At 65.0% G+C, this 24,468-nt stretch carries 22 protein-coding genes; 13 read left to right on the forward strand and 9 right to left on the reverse strand.

Annotation, left to right across the window (positions count from 1 at the left end; genetic code table 11):
- Positions 1-238 precede the first annotated feature (238 nt).
- The 3 genes from M9921_15070 to M9921_15080 all read left to right on the forward strand — a co-directional run bounded on the left by M9921_15070 (position 239) and on the right by M9921_15080 (position 3,818).
- Complete coding sequence (locus tag M9921_15070) at positions 239-901, forward strand: HAMP domain-containing histidine kinase (GenBank protein MCO5298168.1); 663 nt, start codon at positions 239-241, stop codon at positions 899-901.
- 200 nt (positions 902-1,101) lie between these two features.
- A complete protein-coding gene (locus tag M9921_15075) occupies positions 1,102-3,627 on the forward strand; it encodes a PQQ-binding-like beta-propeller repeat protein (protein MCO5298169.1) in 2,526 nt (841 codons plus the stop codon).
- Positions 3,628-3,668: 41 nt separating this feature from the next.
- Positions 3,669-3,818: a hypothetical protein gene (locus M9921_15080; protein ID MCO5298170.1), complete on the forward strand. Its 150-nt coding sequence runs from the start codon at positions 3,669-3,671 to the stop codon at positions 3,816-3,818.
- Between the two features lie 20 nt (positions 3,819-3,838).
- On the opposite strand, the gene M9921_15085 is transcribed toward M9921_15080, so the two are convergent.
- From M9921_15085 to M9921_15110, 6 genes are all read right to left on the reverse strand, one after another.
- Positions 3,839-6,361 carry a glycoside hydrolase family 127 protein gene (locus M9921_15085; protein MCO5298171.1) on the reverse strand — a complete coding sequence of 841 codons (2,523 nt, stop codon included), beginning with the start codon at positions 6,359-6,361 and terminating at the stop codon, positions 3,839-3,841.
- 87 nt (positions 6,362-6,448) lie between these two features.
- Entirely contained in the window at positions 6,449-7,153 is a 705-nt protein-coding gene (locus tag M9921_15090; protein MCO5298172.1) for a basic secretory family protein, read from the reverse strand.
- 143 nt (positions 7,154-7,296) lie between these two features.
- Complete coding sequence (locus M9921_15095) at positions 7,297-8,316, reverse strand: carbohydrate kinase family protein (protein MCO5298173.1); 1,020 nt, start codon at positions 8,314-8,316, stop codon at positions 7,297-7,299.
- The gene (locus M9921_15100; protein MCO5298174.1) at positions 8,316-9,437 is read right to left on the reverse strand and encodes a Gfo/Idh/MocA family oxidoreductase; all 1,122 of its coding nucleotides are present in this window, start codon (positions 9,435-9,437) and stop codon (positions 8,316-8,318) included. The genes M9921_15095 and M9921_15100 overlap by 1 nt, the downstream gene beginning before the upstream one ends.
- On the reverse strand, positions 9,434-10,249 hold the full coding sequence (locus tag M9921_15105; GenBank protein MCO5298175.1) for a hypothetical protein: 816 nt from the start codon (positions 10,247-10,249) through the stop codon (positions 9,434-9,436). The genes M9921_15100 and M9921_15105 overlap by 4 nt, the downstream gene beginning before the upstream one ends.
- A gap of 141 nt (positions 10,250-10,390) precedes the next feature.
- On the reverse strand, positions 10,391-10,972 hold the full coding sequence (locus tag M9921_15110; GenBank protein ID MCO5298176.1) for a type 1 glutamine amidotransferase: 582 nt from the start codon (positions 10,970-10,972) through the stop codon (positions 10,391-10,393).
- Positions 10,973-11,135: 163 nt separating this feature from the next.
- Here M9921_15110 and M9921_15115 point away from each other — a divergent pair, with 163 nt between their 5' ends.
- Both M9921_15115 and M9921_15120 read left to right on the forward strand, forming a co-directional pair.
- The gene (locus tag M9921_15115; protein ID MCO5298177.1) at positions 11,136-11,519 is read left to right on the forward strand and encodes a hypothetical protein; all 384 of its coding nucleotides are present in this window, start codon (positions 11,136-11,138) and stop codon (positions 11,517-11,519) included.
- Positions 11,516-12,391, forward strand: a complete 876-nt coding sequence (locus M9921_15120) for a polyphosphate kinase 2 family protein (protein MCO5298178.1) — start codon at positions 11,516-11,518, stop codon at positions 12,389-12,391. Before M9921_15115 ends, M9921_15120 begins: the two co-directional genes overlap by 4 nt.
- A gap of 77 nt (positions 12,392-12,468) precedes the next feature.
- Here M9921_15120 and M9921_15125 read toward each other — a convergent pair whose 3' ends face one another.
- Both M9921_15125 and M9921_15130 read right to left on the reverse strand, forming a co-directional pair.
- A complete protein-coding gene (locus M9921_15125) occupies positions 12,469-13,161 on the reverse strand; it encodes a prepilin-type N-terminal cleavage/methylation domain-containing protein (protein MCO5298179.1) in 693 nt (230 codons plus the stop codon).
- A gap of 59 nt (positions 13,162-13,220) precedes the next feature.
- The gene (locus tag M9921_15130) at positions 13,221-14,591 is read right to left on the reverse strand and encodes a glycoside hydrolase family 32 protein (protein MCO5298180.1); all 1,371 of its coding nucleotides are present in this window, start codon (positions 14,589-14,591) and stop codon (positions 13,221-13,223) included.
- Positions 14,592-15,196: 605 nt separating this feature from the next.
- Here M9921_15130 and ltrA point away from each other — a divergent pair.
- Positions 15,197-16,525, forward strand: coding sequence for a group II intron reverse transcriptase/maturase (gene ltrA / locus M9921_15135; GenBank protein ID MCO5298181.1), 1,329 nt, complete (start codon positions 15,197-15,199; stop codon positions 16,523-16,525).
- Positions 16,526-16,711: 186 nt separating this feature from the next.
- Here ltrA and M9921_15140 read toward each other — a convergent pair whose 3' ends face one another.
- Entirely contained in the window at positions 16,712-17,254 is a 543-nt protein-coding gene (locus tag M9921_15140; GenBank protein MCO5298182.1) for a peptidylprolyl isomerase, read from the reverse strand.
- Between the two features lie 55 nt (positions 17,255-17,309).
- Between M9921_15140 and M9921_15145 the strand changes: the two genes are divergently transcribed.
- The 7 genes from M9921_15145 to tsaE all read left to right on the forward strand — a co-directional run bounded on the left by M9921_15145 (position 17,310) and on the right by tsaE (position 24,247).
- Complete coding sequence (locus M9921_15145; GenBank protein MCO5298183.1) at positions 17,310-17,891, forward strand: iron-containing redox enzyme family protein; 582 nt, start codon at positions 17,310-17,312, stop codon at positions 17,889-17,891.
- Positions 17,892-18,081: 190 nt separating this feature from the next.
- On the forward strand, positions 18,082-19,287 hold the full coding sequence (locus tag M9921_15150) for a type II secretion system F family protein (GenBank protein ID MCO5298184.1): 1,206 nt from the start codon (positions 18,082-18,084) through the stop codon (positions 19,285-19,287).
- A 138-nt stretch (positions 19,288-19,425) separates the two neighbouring features.
- On the forward strand, positions 19,426-20,685 hold the full coding sequence (locus M9921_15155; protein MCO5298185.1) for a sigma-70 family RNA polymerase sigma factor: 1,260 nt from the start codon (positions 19,426-19,428) through the stop codon (positions 20,683-20,685).
- A 37-nt stretch (positions 20,686-20,722) separates the two neighbouring features.
- On the forward strand, positions 20,723-22,009 hold the full coding sequence (locus tag M9921_15160) for a dihydrofolate reductase family protein (GenBank protein ID MCO5298186.1): 1,287 nt from the start codon (positions 20,723-20,725) through the stop codon (positions 22,007-22,009).
- Between the two features lie 127 nt (positions 22,010-22,136).
- A complete protein-coding gene (locus M9921_15165) occupies positions 22,137-23,195 on the forward strand; it encodes an FtsX-like permease family protein (protein MCO5298187.1) in 1,059 nt (352 codons plus the stop codon).
- Entirely contained in the window at positions 23,192-23,836 is a 645-nt protein-coding gene (locus M9921_15170) for an ABC transporter ATP-binding protein (GenBank protein MCO5298188.1), read from the forward strand. The genes M9921_15165 and M9921_15170 overlap by 4 nt, the downstream gene beginning before the upstream one ends.
- Positions 23,837-24,247: a tRNA (adenosine(37)-N6)-threonylcarbamoyltransferase complex ATPase subunit type 1 TsaE gene (gene tsaE, locus M9921_15175; protein ID MCO5298189.1), complete on the forward strand. Its 411-nt coding sequence runs from the start codon at positions 23,837-23,839 to the stop codon at positions 24,245-24,247.
- The last annotated feature ends 221 nt before the right edge of the window (positions 24,248-24,468 follow it).

The raw sequence follows: 24,468 nt of genomic DNA on the forward strand, positions 1-24,468 counted from the left end.
TTCGCGCAGCTCATGGCCGCGGCCACGATCTTCACCCTCCCGATCATCGTGCTGTTCTTCTTCGCCCAGAAGACGTTCATTCAAGGGATTGCCACGACGGGCGGAAAGTAGGGGAGACGGGAATCGGGAGCCGGGAGTCGGGAATCGGTGCTGGGGAGTAGCTTGCGCGGATTCATCCGCGCTTTTGGTTCCGGCGAAGCCAGCCTTGGTGCTTTTGGGATCGTCGTAGAATCCCCTCATGCAGGAACTCATGGTCGGTTGGACGTTCCTCACCGGCGTGGAGCACGCCCTCCGTGACGACACGCTCTCGGACCGAGAGGCTCGTGAACTGCTGCGCGACTGCGCCGCGCTCGGCCAGCAGGGGTGGGCATTGGCGCACGCAGTGATCGACACGCTGCGCCTCGAAGCCGGCCAGAGGGTGGACCGTGAGCTTTCCCAACTTGAGATGGGCCCGTGGCTCGAAGGCATTGTGGATCAGATGGGGCGCTCGACGAGTCGCCACACTTTCGAAACGGTCCTCCACGATTCGTCGCGTGCGGTGGAAATGGATGCGACGCGTGTTGCGGCGGTCCTAATCATCCTCATGACGAACGCGCTCAAGTTCTCACCCTCGGGCCGAATTGGCATCGAAGTTCGGGGACGGGATGGGTGGAAGGAGTTCGAGGTGAGTGACGAGGGTCCCGGGATTCCGCCCGACGAGGCGGACAAGATATTCGACAAGGGCTTTCGAGGAGCGGCATGCTCAGATCTCTATGGGTCGGGGATGGGGCTGTACGTCGCCTCGCGGGTCACGAAGGAAGTGCTCGGCGGCGAACTCCGGCTGATGGATTCGCCAACCGGCGCGCGATTTGGTCTGCGAGTGCCGGTTTCGGTGACGCTGGAGGGAGGACGCGGAGCATGAAATGGATGATCCATCTGATCCTGATGACGCCATTTGCCGGGCTTTGTGCCGTTTGCCGCGCCGCAGTCGGGAAACTCACGGGACATCAGGTTCAACCCGCGGCGTCATCAAGACCAGATCCCTCTACGTCGCAGGGGATGACGGAAGCGGTAACCCTGTTCTGGCGGTGGGCGTACTCATGGGTGAACGGAGGAACCCCCATGTTCGCTTGGTCTGTGCTGTGTTTGATGGCCTTGGGGCAGCAACCGCCGCCCCCGCCCTACGTGCGCGTCGGCACTTACTCCCTCGGGGAGTTCACTCGGGCTTCGCTGGTCGGGGACGGCGTGCTCTACTACGTTCAGGGCGAGGTCTTGCGCGCCTTGGACCTCGCGACGGGGAAGCCGATCTGGCATCAAGCCCTCGTCGGGTCCGTGAAGCTCGCGACGGACGGCCACACGCTGTTCGCCTGCAGCGGAAGCTGGAACAACGATCCCGCATGGGTGTTCGCCCTCGATCCGAACACGGGCTCGATCCTGTGGAAGCTCCCGCGGAAGGGTCCTGCATCGCCGATGGCCGTTTCGGGTGACCGGCTGTTCCTCTCCATGGCGCAGGGAACCCTCTCGGCCTTGGACCTGAAGACGCGGCAAGCCGTGTGGCGGATCGACCTCCCTAGGCCGCCCAGACAGGCCTCAGACTCCAAAGAAGAGATCGCTATCACGGCACCGGGCCCGGTGAACGCGGTCACGGCCGAAAATGGGCGCGTGGTCGCGAACAGCGGATCGATCACCTCGTGTTTCGACGCGCGCACCGGCGCCTCGCTTTGGCAGGAGGGCGAATCGGCCTATTACGACGAACCGATCGTGACCGCGCGTGGTGTCGTGCTTGTCAAGGGTGGCAAAGCGTGCGTCGGCCGCGATCTAGCGTCGGGCAAGGTCCTCTGGCGGGTGGACCAGATGCTCGGCACTACAGTGAGTTCGCTCGAGGGGGCGTTCGCGATGCTCAGCCAGGGCAACTTGATCGGACTGGACCCGTCTTCGGGCAAGACGCTTTGGTCGCACGGACTGGGCTCTGGCCCGTTCACCGTGGGGCGACGATCCGACACGGTCCTTGGAGGCGTGCTGTTCGCGCGTGGTTGGGAGCGGATGATCGCCGTGGACGGTTTGGGAAAGGAGCTTTGGTCGTGCCCCGAGGATCAAGCTCTCGCGTCTCCGATCTGGACCGACGGCCGGCAGGTTGTTTGCTTCGACGGCCAGCGGTTGTTCCGCTACGTCCCGGGCACGCGGCCGGCGCTGCCCACCCAGCCGACCGCCCGAACGGAAGTTGCTGGGCGCCTCATTGCAAAGTTCGAGGACCTGGACGCCGAGGACTTGGCGCGGCTTGCGAGCCTCGGCGACGACGCCTTCGAACCGTTGCTCCGCGCATTCCTCGGGGCCGCCAAGGCTCAAGACTCCAGAGGTGCGTCCAGCGAGTCCTCGCGCTACGAATCGTTGGCTTCGGTGCTGAAGGCCACCGCCTCCAATCGGCGCGGCGACGATCTGCTCGCCGCGCTCGCCGCCTCCGGTCGGGGGAGTTCCGCCAAGCCGACATTGATCAGATTGCTCGCCCAGTTCGGCGACCCAGACAAGTACATCCCGTACCTTCTCAAGGAACTGGAGGTCCCCACTCCTGGATTCGAGTTCTACGACTCAAGCACCTATGTCTCGCGCATGATCGTGGCTCATTCGAACCATCCGTTGGCGGTTCGTTACATGATCGGGCAGCTCAAGGACCCAAAAGGCGACACCCAGCAGCGGTTCGATGCTTACGTGAACCTGGCGGCGTCGGGAAACGAGGAGGCCGTCGCGGCCGTGCTTGCGGAACGCTCCGAGCGAACTCTGCTCGCTCCGCTCGAAGAGCGCCTCGACCTGGCTCACGTCGGAGGGAGCACGAGGGATCAGGCGACATCGATCCTGCGCGCACAGAAGACCGATGCCAACGGGGTCACCTGGGGGCTGCTCAGCGTGGCCGTGCTTGGCAGCGACGGCGACCTCTGGCTCGTTCGCAAGGAGGGCGACGCCTGGACCCACCCTCGGTTCGCGGGAGTGAGTAGAGAGGCCCCGAGCAGTTGGGCGAATCCTCCGCCTCCGGTGCCGACATTCGCGGGCAAGACCGGAAAGGAGTTAGCGGACGGGGCCTGGTTCGACGCGCTCGTTGGCAATCCCGCGCTGGATTCGGACGCCGACGGCGACGGGTTGACCGACCTCGTGGAGGCGCGCCTGGGAACCGATCCCAAACGCGCGGACACCGACGGTGACGGAGACCCGGATGGGGTGGACCCTTGGCCCAATGCCCAGCGACGGCCCGAGTCCGATGCCGAGAAGGTGCTCGCGGCGGTCTTCGAGGCTCGTTACCACTTCTTCGGAGGGGACCAAGCGGGGATCTTCTTTGCACCTGCGGACATGGAGCCGTTCGAGATGGTCGGGTGGCGCGGACCAGTGATCTGGAAGGCGGATGCCCACGACTGGTCCACCCCGCTCGAGCAGTGCTACGAGCAGGGGGTCGCCTTTATCCGCTTCACGGGCGGCCGGGGCGGGGAGGACAAGCCATGGGAGGAGCAAATGATCACCTGGAACAAGGACCGCACCGAGGCCAGTACGCTGATCTCGACCTACTTCGGTGGCCTAAGCGGGACGGGCTACTCGGCGATCGTGCGCAAGATCGGTGATCGGTGGGTAGTCGTCTCGATGCGGATGGCCTACGTCTCCTAAGTCAACGGTGAACGAGCGTGGTCCGCGTTCAAGGCAGCCCGATGGATCATGTCGTGACGGTTGCAACGAACCGCAGATCCAAGAAGATCGAAGACCACGGCGGCAGCGGACCTGACGAGCTTTGGGCGGTTCAGACGATGATCGACGGATTGGTCCAAACCGCGACCGACTGGGAGAAAGTCAAGGGCTGAGGACGTGCCTGGGCGCGGCACTACCAGAAAGTCACCTCGAAGCCGGCGACGTTGATGAACCGATCCTTCGACTCGGGGGTTTTGTCCGGCAACACAGTCACGCGAATCGTGTGCAGGCCCGGGGGCAGGTCCCTGACGCTCCAATCGAACGGGGCTCCCCGTGTTGGCGCGTACTGGTCGACGACCGTAACCACCTTGCCGTCGATGCGCACCTCCGCGCGCCCGGCGTCGTCGTATTTCCACCCGAGCCAGCGCACCCCGGTGCCGTCGAACTTCGCCTCGCAACTGGCCCCAACCTCGTTGGAGAACCAAAACTGGCCGCCGTCGTTCCAACGGCCTGCCGTTTCCAGCCTGCGGAATCCGATGCGCTTGGGTAGCGAGGGGTCGAGGTAGAGAAAGTAATCCTCGCCCTCCTTGTAGGCGTAATACGGCCGTGCCAGCGTGCCCGGCTGAGACCGGAGCCTGAAGGAAAGCGCCTCCCCAGGCATCTTCTCGAAGTTCGCTGCAAGCTTGTCGAACTCGATGGCCCCTCCCGGATTGAACTCGGAACGGAACGCCATGGCGACCGGGCCGTAGGTAATCGCCGTTGGAAAGGTCTTCTTCGGGTCGATGGGCACCGATCGGAACTCCATGGGCAGCTCAAGTTCGAGGACTTCTCCCTTGCGCCAGCGCCGACTCACGCGCATCCAGTTCTTGCCGGCGTCGACAAGCGCCAACGGCTTGCCGTTCAACTTCGCCGTCATGGGTCCAGAAAGCCACCCCGGGCGCCGGAAGCTCAGAGCCATGGCCTCGCCGGGGGCCTCCTCGAAGGTCAGCGTGGTGCTCGGCGCCTCGGGAAAGCGCGTCGATTGCCGAAGCCGCACCGCACCGCCGTACGAATTGAACGTCAGGGTCGAGGGCACGAACAGGTTCACGCGCACACCGCCCCCCCTTTCTCGGAAATAGATGAGTTCCGGAAGGACCGCCACCGCCATGGGGCGCGTGCCTGTACAGCAGGTCCATTGGCCGTCGTTCACCTTCTGCCCCCCGAACGGGTTGTAGTCGGAGTTGTACATCACGCCCCCCGACGCACTCATCGGGATCGTCGCCGCGATTCCGTTGATGGCCAACCTCTCGACCCAATCGCCGTAGCGCGCGTCGCCGGTGATCAGGATCAAGAGCCGACACAGCTTGAAGGCGGCCCAAGAGCCGCACTGAGTCTCAAACGTGGGCGTGGTCGTCTCAAGGCGGTGGACCACCTCGTCGCGGAGCGCCAGCCGCTCGTCCGGCCCGTAGCCTCCGGTGGCAAAACACTGCTGGGTCTGCAGGAAGTCGTAGCCGCGGGTCACGGTGTCGAGATAGTGCTTCTCGCCGGTGGCCAGGTAGGCGCGCGCCGCCCCCGCAAGAGTGTTGACGTGGCTGTAGGCATGGTACGCCGTCGGCAGCGACTCCGTGCCAGGTCCTTGTCCTTTGAAGAGGGGGGCGCCCTTGGCGAGCCGATCCCAGAACGCCGTGTACTCCCAAACCTTGGCGAAGTCGCCGTATTTGTGCTCGCGGGTCAGGAAGTAGGCGCGGTAGAGGTTCTCGCTGAGCGTGTACCACTCCGTCGATCCTTGCCACACGTTGAGCGCATACGCGTTTGTGCGATCGAGGTTTTTGATCGCCCAGTCCGTGATGCGCGAAAGGTGCGCCTCGACGCCCTCGCTCTCGCAATAGACCGCCATGTCCACAAGCGCGCCCACCATCTTGTCGAACGTGTAGTGCGGCGCGTTGGGCTTGGTCGAGTAGTAGAAGAACCCGTCGGGCGCGATGCACTTGGCCCAGTTCGCCTCGAGCACCTCCGCCTTGGCCTTGCACGCGGGATCGCGGGTGGTCGCGTACATGCGCGCAAGCCCAGAGAGAATCTGGCCGAACGCGTTGAAGGCGTCGTCCGAATACCAACCTCCCAACTCGCGCCCCGGTGCGGGCAGCCCGGCCCTCCGCCTGAAGCCGAGCAGCAGATCGTCGTTGGGGATCCGCAGGTAGAACTCCTTGGCCTCGTCGAGCTGCGTCCTGAGCATTCCGGATTCGAGCGTGATGTCCTCGGGCTCGAACTCCCTAAGGCGTGGGTTGGGACCCATCGGCTCGAGGATCGAGATGCTGGTCCAACCTTGCGCAGGCTGTCCGACGGCAACCAAGTCCGACGCGAAGAGAACGTCCGGCCTGCTCTGGCCTTCGGCGACCTCGATCGTCCAGCCGTGGAAGGGGAGGTTGTCTCGGCCGCTCCACCAGTGGAGCGACGTCGGACCAAACCAGGACTTGTCTTCTCCAGCCGTCCAGTACCTGCCATCCAAGGTCGCTCGCACAGCCTCGACGGTCGCGCGGAAGTCAGCCTTGGCGGAATAGCAGCGTTGTCGACGCGGGGGCCCGCCGCCCAAGTTGTCGACGACGACTTCGGGCACCTCAAGCCGCTGGAATCCCTTGAGGAAGCTCTCGTCCAACGCGGGACGCTGGGCTCGAGACGGAACGGCGATCAGCGACAGGAGCAACGCCAAGGGGAGACCGAGAGCCCGTGTTGCAGGCATGGCTCACTTCAGTTCGCCGCGGAGGGCGTCTTTCCCTTTTCAACTCTCCGCAGGGCGATTATGCCCGAGGGCAACGGCGTGCGCCAATCACGGAAAATCCGACGGCACCGCGCCGACGCTCGCGACGAACTCGTCCCAGAGCGCCTGGGCGTCCTTGCCCGTGAGCTTATGGAACAACGGCATTGGGTCGTCGCCATGGCGGAGTGCCCGGTCCAACGCCGGCCCCAGACCCATGTCGTACTGGCGCGACACCCAGGCGAGCCAGTAGGCGGTGGTTCGGTAGCTGTCGGTGTACTTGTTGCGGGTTGCATCGATGCGCGGCCGTTTAGCCTCCGGCTCGTAGCGCCACCAGCGCACGTAGTCGGCGATGCCCTCGACGAGCCAGCCGGGCTTGGGGCCCCTTCCCGGGTAGGACTGCACGACGTGCGTCAACTCGTGGACGACCATCCCGAGATCGTCCGGATGGGCGGTGATCCACTCGCCGTTGATGGTGATCGTATTGCCCGACGTGTAAGCCGGCGCCGAGATCTTCTTCTTGATGACAAGCCGTATCTGCGACGGGGCCTTGTAATCCTCGGTGGCGAGCAGGGAGCACACCGTCGGGAACCACGACTCGACGAGCCCCTTGGCCGCCTCGCCCCACGCCTGACCCTCGGGGAAGTCGGACGCATCGACCGACACGGGAGGGCACTCCAGCCGCGGCGCCAAGGGATAGATGTGCTTTTGGAGCGGCTGTTGTGCCCCTAGGAGAGCCGCGCTCAAGAGGAGTGCGATGCATGCTGTCTGTTTCATCCAACCGTTGCTCGTTTCGCGAGTCATTTGTTCACCTCGTCCTTTGGCACGCCCGACAAGCGGGCGTGGCACCCGGTATCCACCCGGTATCCACCCGGTACCGGTCCGACCCATCGCCATTCTGATCGCAATCTGGCCTGGCCTCAATTCCATCCCCCATCGATTCGTGCCCGGGTCTCCGCCCAAGGCCGCACGCCGCTTGCCGCATCGCGCGATTCCACCGAGCACGCCCCGACGGCGCACCCGGCCTCCAAACATGCCTCGAGACCAAACCCGCGCACCCAACCCATCAGGAAGCCGGCGATGGTGGCGTCCCCCGCGCCCGTGGTCCCCACGGCCTCCACCGAGAAGCACGGGTGCTCTGCGGTCCGGTTCGCCCAGGAGGCCGCGTTCGAAAGTCCGGGAATCGTCGAGAGCCGGTCCTCGCCGGCGGTCCAGGCGGCCAGGCCTCGGGTCCCCCGCTTCACCACGACGATGCCCGCGCCCATCTCGAGGCACCGCTCGGCGCACTCCTCGGCGGGTCGCCCGAGCATGAACGCCAACTCCCCGTCGCTGGGGAAGAAGAGGTCCACAAGGGGCAGCACGCGTTCGAGGATCCGCCCCCAGGGCGCCTTCCCAGAAGGGGAGGCCGGATCGGGCAGGCTCATGTCCAGCGAGACCGCCGCCCCCGCGCGCCGAGCCTTGGCAAGCAGCGACTCCAACTCCCCGCCCTCGTCGGCGTACATCCGGGCCATGAGCGGCGGGTAGCCGAAGTGCAGCACCTTCGCCCCCTCCAAATGGGCGTCATCGAGGTCGCTCGCCGAAAACGTGTCGTTCTCGCCCGGCATGTGCAAGAACGTGCGGTCCCGGCCGGGCGGGCTGATCACGATCGAGTAGGAGGTCACACCGCCGGCGGTGGCCGCCAAGCCGCGTGTCAAAGAAGGCGACTCGGCGGCCAGCAGCTCGGCGACCACCCTTCCAAACGGGTCGTCGCCGATCTTCCCGACTAGGTCGACCGACACCCCGAGTCGGTGAAGGGCCCGGCCCACGTTCGGCACGCAACCGCCGGTGGCCAGGTCGGCGGCCCCGACCTCGATCAGGGCGCCGGGCCGCAGCTCGGCGTCCCTGAGGAAGTGCGGAATCACGTCGAGACAGATGTGGCCGGCGACGACGATCTCCGCCATCACCCGACCTCGACCGTCCGCCCGGTGCGCTGCGACTCCAAGGCCGCGGTGAAGAGTCGGTGGCTCGCCAGCGCCTCCTCCGGAGTCGCGCAGGGAAACGCGGGGCGGTTCCCAGCCAGCTCCTCGAGGTACGCGGCCCACATCTGCAGGATCGCATCGGTGAACCCGAACTCGAAGATGCTGCCCGTGATCGTCTGGGTCGCTCCCGCATAGCCCAGATCCTCCTCGCGCCACGCCTGCGGACCGCCGGGCTCGTAGGGCATCGTGCGGAGCGTCTTGGGATGGCGCGTGGAGAACTCGGCGCTGTTCTTCGTCCCGAGAATGCGCAGACTCCAGGTGTTGGTGTCGCCCGGTGAGATGCGTTTGGTTTCGAAGATCATCGGGAATCCCTCGGTGCTTTCGCACGCAAGGATCGCGTTGTCCCACGTCTCGCACGGTGCCGTGCCACCGTGCCCGTCGGGACGGGTCTCCACCACGTTGCTCAGCAGCGCGCGCACGTTCTTGGCGCGGAATCCCAACCGCAACGGAAGGTGGAGCACGTGCAATCCGAGGTCGCCCATGCAGCCGTACTCGCCGTTGGTCGCGATGCGGCGTTTCCAATTGATCGCCTTGTTCGGGTCGAGGTCGCTGCTGTGGCAGAACCCCGCCCGCACCTCGAGGATGCGGCCGAATGCGCCCTCTGACGCCATCTTCGCGATGCGCTGCGCACCGGGGAAGTAGGGAAACTCGCTCGAACAGCGCACCAGCAACTCGGGCTTGGCGTCCACGGCCGCGGAGATGCGCTCGGCCGCGGGAAGGTCGATGCCGAAAGGCTTCTCGGCGAACAGGTGCTTTCCCGCCGCGAGGGTGGCCGTGTAAAGCTCCTCGTGCCGGTGGTGGGGCACGGCGCAGTACACCGCCTCCACCGCGGGGTCGGCCAGAAGCTCGGAGTATCGGGTGGTTTGGAGGGGGACCTCGAAATGCGCACCGAACCACTCCATGGCTGCGGGGTCCGCATCGCAGACGGCCACGATTTCGGGCTTGGCGGAAACGCCCTCGAGATGGCACCACCGCGCCGCGGCGCTGGCGAACTCCCGACCCATCAGCCCACACCCGACAACCCCGAAACGGACGGTTCTCATGGCGTGAGGAGGGCGTGGGCGGCTTCGGGCGTGGCCCCTTCGTGGACGATGGCCATGAGCGCCCGGGTCATGCGCGCGGGACTCTCGTGCTGAATCACGTTGCGGCCGTAGACGATGCCCCTTGCGCCCTGCTGCATGAGATCGTACGTGCGCTCAAGGATCGTTGCGTCGGGCGCCCGTCCGCCGCCGCGCACGAGCACCGGAATCTCTCCCGCGATTTGGACGACGCGGTGGTACTCGGCCACGTCGTCGGTCGGGTCGGCCTTGATGACGTCGGCGCCCAGCTCAACGGCTTGGCGCACGAGCGGCAGGATCTTGTCGATGTTCCCATCGACCATGTAGCCACCGGAAGCCGTGTTGTCCCGCATCACCAGCGGCTCGACCATCAGCGGCATGCCCCACCGCTCGCACGCGGGTTTGAGGCGGCATACATTGGCCACGCACTGCTCGTGCAGTCCCGGTTGGTCCGGCAGGCGCAGAAGATTCACCACGACGCACACGGCGTCGAGCCGCAGGGCTTGCTCAACCGCATCGTCGATCAGGCGGCTGAAGAGGCGGGAGGGGAGGGCGTTCCCGTAGACGTTCGCCACGTCGGTCCGCAAGACCAGTGCGGGCTTGCGGGGGCCGGCGATCGACTGGAGCACGGGGGCGGTTCCGGGCGGAAGTTGGATCGCGTCGGGCCCGGCTTGGACGACCGTTCCGACGGCCAATCGGATGTCCTCGATGCCCCCCAGGAAGGAGCGCTCGTTGAAGAACCCGTGGTCGATCGCCACGTCGAAGCAGTGGCCGTCGGCGGCAAAGAGTCGGTTCAAGCGAGCGGTCGTGGACACCTTGGCCGAACTTACCCGTTTGCCGTGCGGCGCCCATGAAAAAAAGGGTGGACGCCATGGTCCACCCTTTCCAATTCGTTCAGGGCAGGGCCCGACCCGAGGGCCGGGCACCTGCGTGCGTCCCTACCGACCAAAACTTGCGCCTGCGGGAGAACGCGTGTGGCGTCCCTCGCCGACCTCCTCGATCAACTTGTCCGCAAATGCGGGGATGTCGTCGGGCTTCCGGCTTGTGACGATGCCGCGGTCGGTGACCACCGCCTCGTCTTTCCAGTGGGCGCCGGCATTCTTCAAATCGGTCTTGATCGAGGCGTAGCTCGTCACGTTGCGGCCCTGGAGCGCGTCGGCTTCGGCCAGCATCCACGGTCCGTGGCAGATGGCGCCGATCGGCCGACCGGACTCCACGAAGCCCTTGACGAACCGCACTGCCTTGTCGCTCATACGGAGCCGGTCGGGGTTCGCCACGCCGCCGGGAATCATCAGCGCGTCGAAATCTTCGGCGCGGCACTGATCCACGGTCTTGTCGACGTGCGCCTGTTTGCCCCAGCCGTCGCCCTTCCAACTCTTGATGTCGCCGGTCTCCAAAGACACGATGGTCGTGGTCGCACCCGCGTCCTCGAGCCTCTTCTTCGTGTCGAAAAGCTCCGATTCCTCAAACCCGTTGGTCGCGAGAATGGCGATCTTCTTTCCTTCAATCTTCTTGTTCATTGGTACCTCCCTTGGATGATTGGAACTAGCGTTGCAACTCAAGCTCTCTTAACTCCTTCTACGTCAAAGGTACTGGAGGTTCTTCGATTCTTGTGGAATCATTACGGTGCGTCCTTCCGCAACCCCCGCGCGCGAGAACGCCTTCGGTCGCATAATGCAATTGATGCGGACACGTCTCACGGTCCTGGGCGCGTTAGCCACGCTGCTGGCCGCGCTGATCGCTTTGGCTTCGCTCGTCTTCGGCGTTGCGGGCGCATTGGGCAAAGGGGGTGAGGTCAATCACACGACCGCGATTCCCAACCTGCTCACTGGTATCGTGTGCGCGCTGGCGGTGGCCGCGTTCCTGAGACGGCGCCGAGAGTGGTTTGGACTCGCGCTTGCGGGGGCGGTCGGCCACTTCGCGGGTCATGCGATGCTGCTTTCCCGCCTGGGAGATCGGGGCGGAGTGAATGCCGGGCGCCTCGCGGGGCTGTTCGCCGTGCCGATCCTGTGGCTGGTCGCGGTTCTCATCATGCGCCAGTCCCGGGAGGCCGTGAGCCAACCATGAAGATCCAAACCAAGCCGTTCCGCATCGGCGAAGGTGAGTCCGTGGATTTGGGGAAGTGCCCGACCCGCGTCAAGCCGTTCTACAAGTCGAAGGGCGACTACAAGGACCTCCTCGAGAAGCACATCGAGAAGCTGAGCGCGCTGCAGAACCTTCAATACGCCCACAACCAGTACGCCCTCCTGGTGATCTTCCAAGCGATGGATGCCGCAGGGAAGGACGGCGCGATCAAGCACGTGATGTCCGGCGTGAACCCCCAGGGTTGCCAGGTCTTCAGCTTCAAGCATCCGAGCGCCCAGGAGCTCGACCACGACTTCCTTTGGAGGACGACCCGGTGCCTTCCAGAACGCGGCCGCATCGGGATCTTCAACCGCTCGTACTACGAGGAGGTGCTCGTGGTGCGCGTCCATCCGGAGATTCTCCAAGGGCAGGGGTTGCCGAAGGAGGATCTCGAAGACCCCGAGATCTGGGACCATCGGATGCGATCGATGGTGGACCTCGAGAAGCACTTGAACCGCAACGGCACCAAGGTGGTGAAGTTTTTCCTCCACGTTTCGAAGGAGGAGCAGCGCAGGCGCTTCCTCGCGCGCATCGAAGATCCTGAGAAGAACTGGAAGTTCAGCCCAGGCGACCTGGCCGAGCGCGCCCACTGGAACGAGTACATGGCCGCCTACGAGGCGTGCCTCGGCGCGACGAGCACGAACCACGCCCCCTGGTACGCGGTTCCCGCCGACGACAAGTACAACGCCCGCCTCATCGTGTCCCAGGTGATTGTGGAGACGCTGGAGGGTCTGAAGATGACCTATCCCGAAGCCGAAGCGCACGGAGACGAGTTGGCCGCGTGCCGCCAACAACTGGAAGCGGAAGCAAAATAGCCGTTCGTCTATCGTCCTTCGTTGGTCGTTTGTCGTCCCCTCTCCCCGACAAACGACAAACGATCAACGACCAACGATCACTCCGTCCGCGCGTCCTTCAGGAACTTGGCGTGCCAGTCGAGGAACAGCCGGTTCCGGCCGCCGAAATGGACGGATTTGCCCTTCAAGTCGGCTGGCACCGACGGGATGGTGCGGGGGAAGTAGGCGTCCACGGCCATCTCGACGTCCGAGACGCCTTGGGGCGAGCCCACCTGGGGATTGCCCGCGAGCTGGAGATCGCGAACGGCCTGCTCCTCCGACTTGCCCCAGAGATTGTCGAGGGGCACGGGGTCGTCGGGTCGGTCGAAGCGCCACATCCAGAAGTTGCTCTTCCAACGGCGGCCGGCGACGTCGAACTCCTGCACGACTTGGGGCACGCGGCCGAGCGCGGAGGCTTCGGTTCCTGGACAAACGAGGATCTCGAAGTTCTTCAGGTAGATGCCCACTGTGGGCCCAAGCCAACCCGTGCGCGGATCGGAGGGAGGCCACGTAGTCCATGGTTTGTACCCGCCGGGCAGCGAGGATTTGAGGTCTCGGCGATCGGGGAGACGGTCGTCCCAGTCGCCCATGTACATCATCATCGCCGCCCCGAGCTGGCGGAAGTTGCTGATGCACGCGATCTGCTTGGCCTTGGCCTTCGCCTGCGAGAAGACGGGGAAGAGGATGGCCGCGAGGATGGCGATGATCGCGATCACCACCAAGAGCTCGATCAGGGTAAACCCCGCGGGCACAGGCGTCTCGCCTGCCTTTCGCGAGCTTGCCGTGGGGCTTGAGGGCCTTGGGGAAGTACTCACCTCGCGCCCCCGTGGGCAGGCCACGCGCTGTTCAACGGATAGACCTTGACTTCGCCGGTCCATGCGCCTGTTCGCTCCACCCGCAACCCGCGGGGGCCGTCGACCGGCAGCGCGAAGATCGGCATCGACACCGCTCCTTCTTGCGCGAAGATCTCGAGCGAGGCGCGGTCCACCAGCACCCGCAGCCGCAAGCGCCCTTCGACAGGTGCGACCCGCACGGACCTGTCGAGGCACTTCAAATCGTGCGATGGGGCATCGTAGGTGATGCGCTGGCCGTTGGCGACGAGGGCGAGCGTTCCCGTGGGCGGGACCTCCAGTGAGACCGTCGCGTCGATCAGGCCGCTCTCGACCGGAAACCAACCGGACCCCTGCTCCTTCACCAGGGGGCCATGCAGCCGTGCGAGCTCGGAAACCGGGTGGATGCGCAGCCTCGGGCCGTCTGGCGTGGACACCAGCGTCAACTCGGTGGGAATCCCCAATTCCTGGTTCCATGCGGTCCCCGGGAAGTTCGCATTGTTGTGCCACGCGATCTGCACGCGTCGGCCATTGGGGTCGTTGAAGTAGGTCTGCGCCGCGTAGCCCGTGTTGCCGAAGTTCGTGGGAATCGACTCGGTCTCGGGAGTAAAGGTCGTCCCGTCGAACGAGCCGACCCGGTAGCGGCCGCTGCCGCCCCAAAAAACCCACTTCATGCGCCCGCGATCACCGACGACCGGCAGTTCGAAGAAGTCGGGGCATTCGCTCGCCCCCGGCATCTCCACCGTCGAAAGGCGGGTCCACGCGCGAAGGTCTTTGGATCCGAGGAGCGCGTAGCGGTTGCCGTCGAGGAATAGCGCCATGACCCACTTGCCCGTGGGCTCGTGCCAGAGCACCTTGGGGTCGCGGTTCTCCGCCTCGAGGTGGCCGAGCACGGGGTTGTCCGGGAGTTTCGCAAAGATGCGCCCATCGGTCGAACTGGCGAGGCACTGCGTGAACGGCTGGCCCTTCGAGGCCTCGTTGGTGCCGCCCGCGGCCGTGTAGATGCACACCAGGGCCGGTTTGCCGACGGTGCCGAGCCCGCTTGTGTTGGCGACATCCACGACCGCCGATCCGGAGAAGATCGTGCCGAGGCGGTCGGGTTCAATCGCGTGGTCGATCTGCCTCCAGTGCACGAGGTCGGGGCTCACCGCATGGCCCCACGTCATGTTCCCCCACTGCGTGCCGAACGGGTTGTGCTGGAAGAACAGGTGGTACTCGCCGCCGAAGAACACGAGCCCGTTCGGGTCGTTCAGCCATCCCGCCTTGGCCGTGAAGTGGAACTGCGGCCGAAGCGGCTCTTCGTAAGGCGTGCTCTGAATCATGAGCGGAAGCGCAAGCGCAGCCAGGAGCATTGATCAGAAGGATAGCAGTCTGGGACTGCGCGGATACAAAGCTATCGCAAGGGGCCGTGGGTGCCAGACGGGTGCCACGCCCGCTTGGCGGGCGTGCGGAGGCCGGCAGCTCCACCTGGAACTCACGCCCGTCCAGCGGGCGTGGCAGTGCGCGCGAGAGCGCGCGCAACCAGCGAGGTGGAAGTCCTCGTCCGCTCTGCGCAACGGAGCGGTAGTTGAACATAACTGCGTCGCCGCGAGGCGGGGTGGAGAGCAATGGGAAACGAACGACCAGTCCGTAGGATGACGAACTCGATTCGGCATGGCGAAACCGGCGAGCCTGCTGCCAAGAGGCGAAGCCCGAACTCCCCGCTGTCGGGGATGGCTTCCGGCGTTGAGGTTGCGTGTCAAAGCGTCCGGAAGGGATCGCGGTGTGGTTGGAGACGGAACGGTCGGAAGGTCGCGCGCGTGAATCGTGGAGATCTGGAGAGGCGTCGGGGCGTAGGCCCGCCGCCGCAAGGCAAATGGGTAATGATCGCTCCCTCTCCAGAAGTCAGAGCGCCCATAGTAGCGTCGAAGCCCGGCAACGCGGGCGGAGCAAAGGGGCGCAGGAAGGTGGATGCGTGATGGAGGAACCGACGGAACGCCAGCCGGCGTCAGTGTCCGCGAGGACTAAGCAAGCCGGCGAGGTCCGAAGCCGCTGGGCGTGGACCGAGCCGACGGTTTGGACGGACCGCATGTTGGAAGCCCTGGAAGACGGGGTGAAAGGCGGCAGGTGGTACAGCCTGCACGACAAGGCGTTCAGCGTCCGCGCTCTGGAGGCGGCCTTTGCCAAGGTGAAAGCCAACAAGGGCGCTCCCGGCGTGGACAACTGGACGATCTCGCGTTTCGAGGCGAACCTGGCAGCGGAGATATCCCGCCTGTCGAAGGCCCTGTTGGACGGGTCCTACCGTCCGCAGGCCGTGAAACGGGTGTGGATCGCCAAACCGGGGTCTTCGGAGAAGCGTCCGCTGGGGATACCGACGGTGCGCGACCGGGTGGTGCAAACCGCTCTTCGCAACGCGTTGGAGCCGATCTTTGAAAGAGAGTTCGAAGACGGGAGCTACGGCTTTCGTCCCGGACGCTCGTGCCACCAGGCCCTGAAAAGGGTGTGGGGGAATCTCAAGAACGGCTCGGTCTACGTGGCGGACGCGGACCTGAAGAACTTCTTCGACACGATTCCCCACGAGCTGATGCTCACGGGTCTAAAGGAGAAGGTCTCGGACGGGAAGATACTGGCGCTGGTGAAGCTGTATCTGGCGCAGGGTGTGATGGGAGAAGATCTGGAACCGGGCGAGGAGGGAACTCCCCAAGGTTCGGTCATCAGTCCTCTTCTTGCCAACATCGCCCTGCACGGGCTGGACTTCATGGCGCGCGCGCGCGGCATCGAGCTCGTTCGCTACGCGGACGACTTCGTGGCCCTTTGCGGCACTCGGGAGGGGGCGGCGTCGGCTCTGGCGGCGGTGGAGGACTGGACCAGTCGGAACGGTCTGAAGCTGCACCCGGAGAAGACGCGCCTCGTGGATTACGGCTCGGGGGAGAGTTTCGAGTTTCTAGGCTACAAGTTCAAGAAGGGCAGGGCCTTTCCGCGACAGAAGAGCCTTAAGAAGCTGCGGGACAACATCCGCGCCCGGACTCCGCGCAATTCGGGACGCAGCCTTGAGGCGACCGTCTCCGATCTCAACCGGGTGCTTCAGGGCTGGTACCGCTATTTCCGGCACAGCTACCCGACGGCGTTCCCAGCCGTGGACCAGTTCGTGCGCCAGCGCCTCAGAGCGATTCTGAAAAAGCGCAAAGGGCGCGGACGGGTTCCACGCGGCAACGACTTCCAACGCTGGCCGAACGCCTACTTTCACGGTTTGGGTCTGTTCTCGACGGTGCAGGCCCACGCCGCCGACCAATCCTCTCGCAGGTGAACCACCAACCGGAGAGCCGGATGCGGGAAATCCGCACGTCCGGTTCGGAGGGAGGGGGGGAGTGTAACGGCTCTCTCCCTACCCCTATCCTGATGGGCACCCGATGGGCACCCGATGGGCACCCGGGTACCAGGAGCCCTGTACCGCAGATTTGGAACGGTTTCCCAATCCGCTCAATCCCATGGGTTACCTGCGGCTGGCCGTTTGGATCCTGTCCCCGATCTGGATCGCATCCAAGACCTCCATGCCCTGCGTGACCTTCCCCAGCACGGCGTAGGAGTGCCACAGGTACAGCCGGTCCTGCTTGATCACGAAGAGCTGCGAGTCGCCTCCTACCTGAAGGCCCGTCGAGGCGATGCCGACGACGCCGCGATGAAAGTCCACGTCGCTCGCTTCGAACGGAAGCTGCTTGCCCGACTCCCCGTCCCCCAACTTGGGGTTCAAGACCATTTTGCCGTCCTCCCCCTTGATTAGAAAGGGCTCGAGCGTCTTCGAGCCCGGGTCGCCCCACTGCGTGACCCAGTACTCCACGCGGTGGATGCGCTGGCGGTCGTAGAACCCGCGCTTCGCCAAATCGAGGATGTGGGCCACGGTTTTCGGGGAGTGCGCGGGGTCCGTGGTGACCACGAACGACTTGCCGGACGCCATCGTGAACTCGATGCGCGGGCCGGACGGCTGATACCCGCCTTGGATCCCGACAACGAGCGCGGCCAACAACGTTTGCAACATGGCTACGGGTTCTTCGCGCGCGTCCGGTATCCTTCCGTCTTTGGGGGTTGAACCGATGTCACGAATTCAAGAACTCGACGCCATCGTGGCTCGCCACGATTTGAACACGCACCCGTTCTACCAGGAGTGGGTCATGGGCACGCTTCCCATGGAGAAGCTGCAGGACTACGCCGCCGAATACGGCCGGTTCGTGGGAACCATCGCCAAGGGGTGGGACACGATCGGCGAGGCAGGCTACGCGGAAGAGGAGCGCGTGCACGAGCGGCTGTGGGACGACTTCAAAGGCGCGATCGGCGCCGGCGCGCCCTCGGGACGCGGCCACACCGAAGCGCTGGTGACCGCCGCGGACAGCCTCTTCTCGTACCGACCCGAGGCTGTGGGGGCCCTGTACGCCTTTGAAGCCCAGCAGCCCATCACCTCGAGGAGCAAACTCGACGGCCTGAACGCCCATTACGAGGTCTCCGAGGCTGGCAAGGAGTACTTCGTGGTCCACGCCGACGACGTGCACGAGGTGGAGAACCTGAAGCGCCGCGTCGAAGCCATGAGCGACGAGGAGTTCGCCCGCGCGAAATCCGCGTGCTCCGTGGTGTGCGCCGCCATGTGGTCCGCGCTGGACGGCGTCTACCACCGCGCCTAGACTGGTTTGTGGTTTGTGGTTGGTGGGCGAGGGGGACAAACCACAAACCACAAACCCTACGCAGTTGTACGGGGATTCCGGGGTTTTTTGGCGAACGTGGAAAAACCCCGTTGAGTATCCGGGAGGCGAACACCGAAGATTCTCTTGTCTGGCGCGGAAGGATCCGCGCGTCTGAGACAGGAGGTTTCGAATGCCGGTCTTTGCCTACACTGCCATCGATTCAAGCGGCCGCACGGTTCGCTCCGTGACGGAGGCTGACGACGAGCAGTTGGTCTTGGCGAAGCTTCGCGACCAAGGGCTCCACTGCACGGAGATCAAGCGCTCCGGCAGCTCGATGAAGAAGAGCTCCTTCGGCAAGAAGAAGCTGAAGGTCAAAAGCCTCGTCGTGTTCTCGCGCCAGTTCGCGACCATGATCGACGCGGGCATCCCGATCCTCCGGTGTCTCGACATCCTCGTCGGGCAGATGAAGGACCCGGTGATGCGCGAAACGGTCGGCGCCGTCGCCGTCGATGTGAAGGGCGGCCTGTCGCTCAACGAAGCGCTGGGCAAGCACCCGCACGTCTTCAACAAGCTCTATGTGAACATGATCCGCGCCGCCGAACTCGGCGGCATCCTCGACCAGATCCTCGACCGGCTCGCCGGGTTCCTCGAGTACGAGGCCGAGATTCGCGGAAAGATCAAGGGCGCGATGATGTACCCCGTCATGGTGCTCTGCTTCTCGGTGCTGATGCTCTTCGTGCTGTTCAGCTTCGTGCTTCCCAAGTTCAAGGAGATCTTCACCGGCATGAACGTGGAGATGCCGCCGATGACGGCCGCCCTCTTCTCGTTCGGCGACTTCATGCAGAAGTCGTGGTGGGTCGTGATCCTGCTCGCTGTCGGAAGCTTCTTCGGGCTCAAGATGTGGGGCAAGACGCCTCAGGGCCGGTATCAGCTCGACTTCCTGAAACTGCGGCTGCCGATCGTGGGCGAGCTGGCGCTCAAGATGAGCGTCGCCCGGTTCACCCGTACGTTCGGCACGCTCATCAGCAGCGGCGTCCCCATGCTGCGCAGCCTGGAGATCGTGGGAGAGACCTTGGGCAACGTCGTGTTGACCAAGGCGATCGACGACACGCGCACCAGCATCCGCGAAGGGCAGAAGCTCTCCGCGCCGCTGGCCGCCTCCGGCCTGTTCCCCAACATGGTCACGACCATGATCGACGTCGGCGAGGAATCCGGACGCCTCTCGGAGATGCTGGTCAAGATCGGCGACTTCTACGACCAGGAAGTCGAGTCGACGGTCAAGGGCCTCACGTCGATGATCGAGCCCATGCTGATCATCTTTATGGGTGTGATCGTCGGCTTTATCGCCATCTCGGTCATGACGCCGATCTTCAAACTCGTGAACAGCGTCTCGTAACAACTTGGTTCCGGGCGAGTGGATGCTCGCCCGGGTTTCTTCAATGTCCCACTTGGGACCGCGGTTACGGGAAGGGCCAGGAAGGCGCTTTCCGGAGCCGGCTAGGATGGCCGGCTGGAATGGTCAACGGAGTGTTGTATGTCTGAATCGATTCGTACGCATCAGGACCCGGAAGGGCTGGTTCTTCGCTACCTCAAGAAGCCTACGCCGGACATCAAAGACCTGATCATGGTGCAGTACGCGGGGCTTGTCGAGCGGATCGCTCGCCGCTTCAGTGGGCTGGAGCCGTTCGAAGACCTGTGCCAGGTGGGTTTCATCGGTCTGCTGAACGCGCTCGGGAAGTTCGACCCCGAGGCCGGAGTGCGGTTCAACACCTATGCGACGTACCTGGTGGCGGGAGAGATCAAGCACTACCTGCGCGACCGGACGCAGACGATCCGTCACCCCGCGTGGCTGCAGGAGCTGCGCCACAAGGTGAACCGGGCGGCAGGCGTTCTGCAGCAGACTCATGGCCGGACCCCCACCGAGCGGGAGATCGCCGACGCCCTTGGCGTGAGCGAGACCGCGGTGAGGGAGGTGTTCGTCACCCAGGAGATGCTTCGGGTGTCGTCCCTCGACGCGCCGGCCCCGGGTGATGAGGACGGATCGGGAGAGACCGAGAACCTCGACGCCGCGGCGTTCTGCCCGGAGCAACTCAGCGTCGAGGACCGCATGATGCTCGAGAACGCGATGAAGCAGCTCCGCACGCTCGAGCGGGACGTGCTCATGCATTTCCACTTCGACATGATGAACCAGACGGAGATCGCCTCCAAGCTTGGGATTTCCTGCAACTACGTGTCCCACATCCTTCGGCAGTCCCTCGCGAAACTGCGCAAGATCCTCGCCGGCGAAGAGGAGAAGGACCGCGTGCTGCGCCGCCAGGCCTCCGAGATCGACTACGAGGTGGTGGACGCCGAGACCGGTGCCTATACCGAAGCCTATTTCCACACGCGTCTGGCCGAAGAGGTTCACCGCGCTTCCGCCGCCGAGGGGTCCGTGGGCTTGGTGTGCGTGAACTTCAAAGGGCTCGAGACCTTGCGCTCGTTCTACGGCGACGCGAGCGTCACCGACTTCATGGCCGACGCTGCCGAGTTCCTGCGCGAGAACGTGCGCCGTATCGACATCGTTGCCCGGATGGGGGTGAGTGGCTTTGGTGTGATCCTGCCCGTGAACGGTCCCAACGTCGTGCTGGTTCGCGAGCGTCTCGTCCGCAAGATTCAGGATTGGATGAGCGGGCGCCTTGCGCAAAACGGTCCGATCGAGGTGGAACTGGGCCAGGCCCTTTACCCGCAGGATGGGAAGACCGCGAAGACGCTCCTGAAGAAGTCGGCGCTCAAGCCGCTGAGCGAAGCGGCGTAGCCAACGACCAACGACCCCTGGGTGCCACAATCGAAGCATGCCCAGCGCGATCCCAGTGGCCCACGACTTCAACTGTCCGTGGTGCTGGATCGGGCTGTTCCATGCGCGGAGGCTTCAACAGGAGTTCGGGGTCGCCATCGATTGGAGGCCCTACGAACTCTATCCCGACACCCGCCCCTGGCCCGAGCCGATCGCGGTCCCGCCGGTCAGCGGGACGCGCCCGCCCACTCCGGGCCGACTGACCCTCGCGTACGCCGCCGAGGGCATGGCCGCTCCCGCCGTGGCGCGACCCAAGAGGATGCGGACGCACGCGGCCCATGAAGCCGTGGAGTATGCGAAGACCGAAGGCGTCGCCGACGCCCTCGTCGAGCGGTTCTACCGCGGGTATTGGGAGCGCGGACTGGACCTTGCCCAGCCGTCGGTGCTGGCCAACCTGGCCCAAGGCACGGTGAAGGATGTCGGGAAGATGCTCGACGCCGTCCGAGACCGGTCGTTCGCCCCAAACATCGTCGGATTCGACGACGACGCCTATGCGAGCGGCGTGTTCCACGTGCCGACGTTCTGGATCGGCGAAAGGCGCCTTGCCGAGCAGCCGTACGTCGCCATTCGATCCGCGATGGAGGAGGCGGGTTACAGTCCTCGGGCGACGGGGGCACCCTACGCAGTCGTGCACTTCGACAAGGCACCCTCCGACCGGCCCCGCGTCGTGATGATGATGGTCGCGACGATCGACGGCAAGACGACGACCGGCACGCGCGACGAGCCGGTGATGGACCTCGGGTCCGAGGTCGACCACGCGGCGATGAGACAGGTCGAGAGTGCCGTGGACGCCGTGATGATCGGCGCGAACACGCTCCGGAGCACTCCAAAGCTCTGGTACGACGCCCGGCTCCAGCGCATCGTCGTGACGCGCTCGGGGCGGGTGGACTTCGCGGCTCGGTTCTTCACCGACGCTCCCTCCCGGGCGGTGATTGCGACGCCCGTGTCGGCAGCGCTCCTGGCTCCGGCGGACGTGGGTCTTTGGCGCGGAGGGGACGAAGGGGTCGACTTCGAGGCCCTCCTTCGCTGGCTGCATGTCGAGCGGGGGGTGAACACGCTCTTGGTCGAGGGAGGGAGCGACCTCAACGCCGCGCTCTTGACGCTCGACCTTGTGGACGAGCTCTTCCTGACGATCGCACCCAAGATCAAATTGGGGGCCGAAACCCCGACGATCGCCGACGGCGCGCCTCTTGCGCGGGACCAGGTGCGCCGGTTCGAGTTGGCGGAGCACCACCGGGTCGGAGACGAGCTCTTCGTTCGGTATCGCCGGGTGAAGGGAAGCTGACATGCCACGGTCCTCGACAAGTCCCCGCAAGGCGCGCCGATCCGTTCGCCGGCCGCTTGCCCCGGCCACCTACCTTCTACGAAACGCACGTCGGACGCTACCGCTGACCGGGGTGATCCTTTTGGCGGTGCTGTTGATCTCGGGCATCGTGTCGATGATCGACTCGATTCCGCTCTCGATCCGCACGATCTACCGCTACTCGGAGCACTCGCTCGGCGTCACGCCGCGAGGCGATCCGTCGCTGACGGAGTCGATTCGTCAGGAGATCTTGGCGGAGTCGCCCGTTCCGATCGAACGCATCGTCGTTTGCCGGGCGGCGGGTTCGCAGGTCCAGAGCATCGTGGGGAAGTGGCCCTTCGTCGTACTCGGCTTGAAGCCCGACGATCTCAAGTTCATGCTGAAGGAGCTGGGCTCAACCCGGGTGGAGGGACGTCTGCCCGAGGTGGGTGCGCCGGAGGTCGTGATCAGCGAGCCGGTGGCGCGGAACCTGAGCCTCAAGATCGGCTCGACCCTGCTCGGCCCCAACCTCCCCGAGAGTTACTCGCCCTACGACGTGAAGGTGGTCGGAATCGCGCAGACGGATTTGTGGTTGATGTTCGCCGATTACGACTACGAAGCGGCCAACCACTTTCCGCCGCTCGACAATCTGATGGTGATCGCACCGACGCTCGCACAGCAGGAACAACTGGACCGGTGGGCCGTGGCGCGCTTCAAGGGCCGTCGCGCGCAGATTTTCGCCTTCCACCGGCTCGAGGAGGAGACGAACGAGATGTTTCGCATCCTCTACCGCATCCTCGACGTCGTGATCGGAACGCTCGTCGCCGTGATCACTCTGATGATGGGGATGCTGATCAACATCTACCAATCGCAGCGGATCGTGGAGTTCGGGCTGTTGCAGGCGCTCGGCTACACGAAGCGGCAACTGCTGCGGCGGACGATGGTCGAGACCATCGCCGTGTTGGTCGCGGGTTGGCTGATCGGCATCGCGGCGGCGTATGGGCTGCTGAACGTGGCCAAAGCCGTGCTCATGGATCCCCAGGCCTTCGCCCTCGACCCGCTGGACCCCGCGGCCTACCGCTACACGCTCCCCGTTCCGTTCGCGATCCTCGCCGTCGCCGCGTTGACCGTGTGGTTGAGGTTTCGGAAGTTCGATCCGGTGGGGGTCGTGGAAAGGAGGCTGGTTTGATCCGCGGATCCCAGGTCTCGCTCGTCTACAACGACCATGGCCGCCCGGTGCATGCGTGCCGCGATCTCGACCTCGACATCGGGGCCGGCGAGTTCGTCGGGATCCTGGGACCGTCGGGGTCGGGCAAATCCTCGTTGCTCTATCTCCTCAGCGGCCTCAAGGTTCCCACGTCGGGAACGGTGCACTACGAGGGGCGCGACTTGGCGTCGATGAACGACGAGGAGCGGAGCGGCCTGCGGCTCCGCGCGTTCGGCTTCCTGTTCCAGCAATCGTTTCTTCTGGGGTATCTCACCGCGCTCGAGAACGTGCTGATCGCGGCTCCGGAGGGCGACCTGGAGGAGCGCGCCTCGGCGTTGCTCGACCGATTGGGACTTGCCGGCAGGACGCACCGCATGCCTCATGAGCTGAGCGGAGGCGAGCGCCAACGGGTGTGCGTCGCGCGGGCGTTGCTCGGGGAACCACGCGTCATCTTTGCGGACGAACCGACCGCGGCGCTGGACCATCGGAACGGGCTCGAGGTGGTCCGCCTCCTCGACGGGCATCGCGGCGACGGCGCGCTGGTGATGGTGACGCACGACCCCTCGATGCTGGAGAACGCCGACCGGATTCTGCATCTCAACGATGGGAAGTTGGAGGAGTAGGTGTCGCGACAAGAGTTCCTGCCTGACGAAGCCGCCACCCGTGCTTTGGGCGCGCGGTTGGCCGCCAGGTGGAGAGCCGGGGACGTCGTGCTTCTGGAGGGCCCTCTCGGGGCTGGCAAGACGACCCTGGTCCGAGGGGTCCTGGAGGCGTTGGGCCACGCGGATTCCGTGCGCTCGCCCACCTTCAATCTCCTTCAGACCTTCGCCACCGCACCGCCGGTGATGCACGCCGATCTGTATCGGGTGTCCACCTGGCAGGGCATCGGCCTCGAGGAGTATCTCGACACGCACCTGTGCCTCATCGAGTGGCCGGACCGGGCGGAGGGGCTCCTGCCGAAAGAAGCGTGTTGGCGGGTGCGGCTGGACTTCGCGGGCGAGGGCAGAAGCGCCAAGGTACGGGAGCCCGGGTAACCACCATTTGGGAGTGCGCGACCTTGGTCGCGCCTTCCACCCGAGCGGCTTGCCGCGAGTCCGGCGGGGAGCCGGACAAGTCCGGCGGGGGACAAGGCGACGCGCAAGCGCGCGCACTCCCAGGCGGGGGGCAGGCGGGATTTGGGAGTGCGCGACCTTGGTCGCGCCCTCGACGCGAGCGGCTTGCCGCGAGTCGGGCGGGGAGCCGGACAAGTCCGGCG

This window comes from Fimbriimonadaceae bacterium, from assembly GCA_023957775.1.
Lineage (GTDB): Bacteria > Armatimonadota > Fimbriimonadia > Fimbriimonadales > Fimbriimonadaceae > JAMLGR01.

Excerpts from the sequence above, each read along its gene's own strand:
- M9921_15115 (MCO5298177.1), top strand. The coding sequence starts at position 11,136 with ATGCGGACACGTCTCACGGTCCTGGGCGCGTTAGCCACGCTGCTGGCC.
- M9921_15150 (MCO5298184.1), top strand. The coding sequence starts at position 18,082 with ATGCCGGTCTTTGCCTACACTGCCATCGATTCAAGCGGCCGCACGGTT.
- M9921_15155 (MCO5298185.1), top strand. The coding sequence starts at position 19,426 with ATGTCTGAATCGATTCGTACGCATCAGGACCCGGAAGGGCTGGTTCTT.
- M9921_15145 (MCO5298183.1), top strand. The coding sequence starts at position 17,310 with ATGTCACGAATTCAAGAACTCGACGCCATCGTGGCTCGCCACGATTTG.
- M9921_15095 (MCO5298173.1), bottom strand. The coding sequence starts at position 8,316 with ATGGCGGAGATCGTCGTCGCCGGCCACATCTGTCTCGACGTGATTCCG.
- M9921_15120 (MCO5298178.1), top strand. The coding sequence starts at position 11,516 with ATGAAGATCCAAACCAAGCCGTTCCGCATCGGCGAAGGTGAGTCCGTG.
- M9921_15090 (MCO5298172.1), bottom strand. The coding sequence starts at position 7,153 with ATGAAACAGACAGCATGCATCGCACTCCTCTTGAGCGCGGCTCTCCTA.
- M9921_15080 (MCO5298170.1), top strand. The coding sequence starts at position 3,669 with ATGGATCATGTCGTGACGGTTGCAACGAACCGCAGATCCAAGAAGATC.
- M9921_15110 (MCO5298176.1), bottom strand. The coding sequence starts at position 10,972 with ATGAACAAGAAGATTGAAGGAAAGAAGATCGCCATTCTCGCGACCAAC.
- M9921_15140 (MCO5298182.1), bottom strand. The coding sequence starts at position 17,254 with ATGTTGCAAACGTTGTTGGCCGCGCTCGTTGTCGGGATCCAAGGCGGG.
- M9921_15070 (MCO5298168.1), top strand. The coding sequence starts at position 239 with ATGCAGGAACTCATGGTCGGTTGGACGTTCCTCACCGGCGTGGAGCAC.
- M9921_15160 (MCO5298186.1), top strand. The coding sequence starts at position 20,723 with ATGCCCAGCGCGATCCCAGTGGCCCACGACTTCAACTGTCCGTGGTGC.
- M9921_15075 (MCO5298169.1), top strand. The coding sequence starts at position 1,102 with ATGTTCGCTTGGTCTGTGCTGTGTTTGATGGCCTTGGGGCAGCAACCG.
- ltrA (MCO5298181.1), top strand. The coding sequence starts at position 15,197 with ATGGAGGAACCGACGGAACGCCAGCCGGCGTCAGTGTCCGCGAGGACT.
- M9921_15100 (MCO5298174.1), bottom strand. The coding sequence starts at position 9,437 with ATGAGAACCGTCCGTTTCGGGGTTGTCGGGTGTGGGCTGATGGGTCGG.
- M9921_15130 (MCO5298180.1), bottom strand. The coding sequence starts at position 14,591 with ATGCTCCTGGCTGCGCTTGCGCTTCCGCTCATGATTCAGAGCACGCCT.
- M9921_15085 (MCO5298171.1), bottom strand. The coding sequence starts at position 6,361 with ATGCCTGCAACACGGGCTCTCGGTCTCCCCTTGGCGTTGCTCCTGTCG.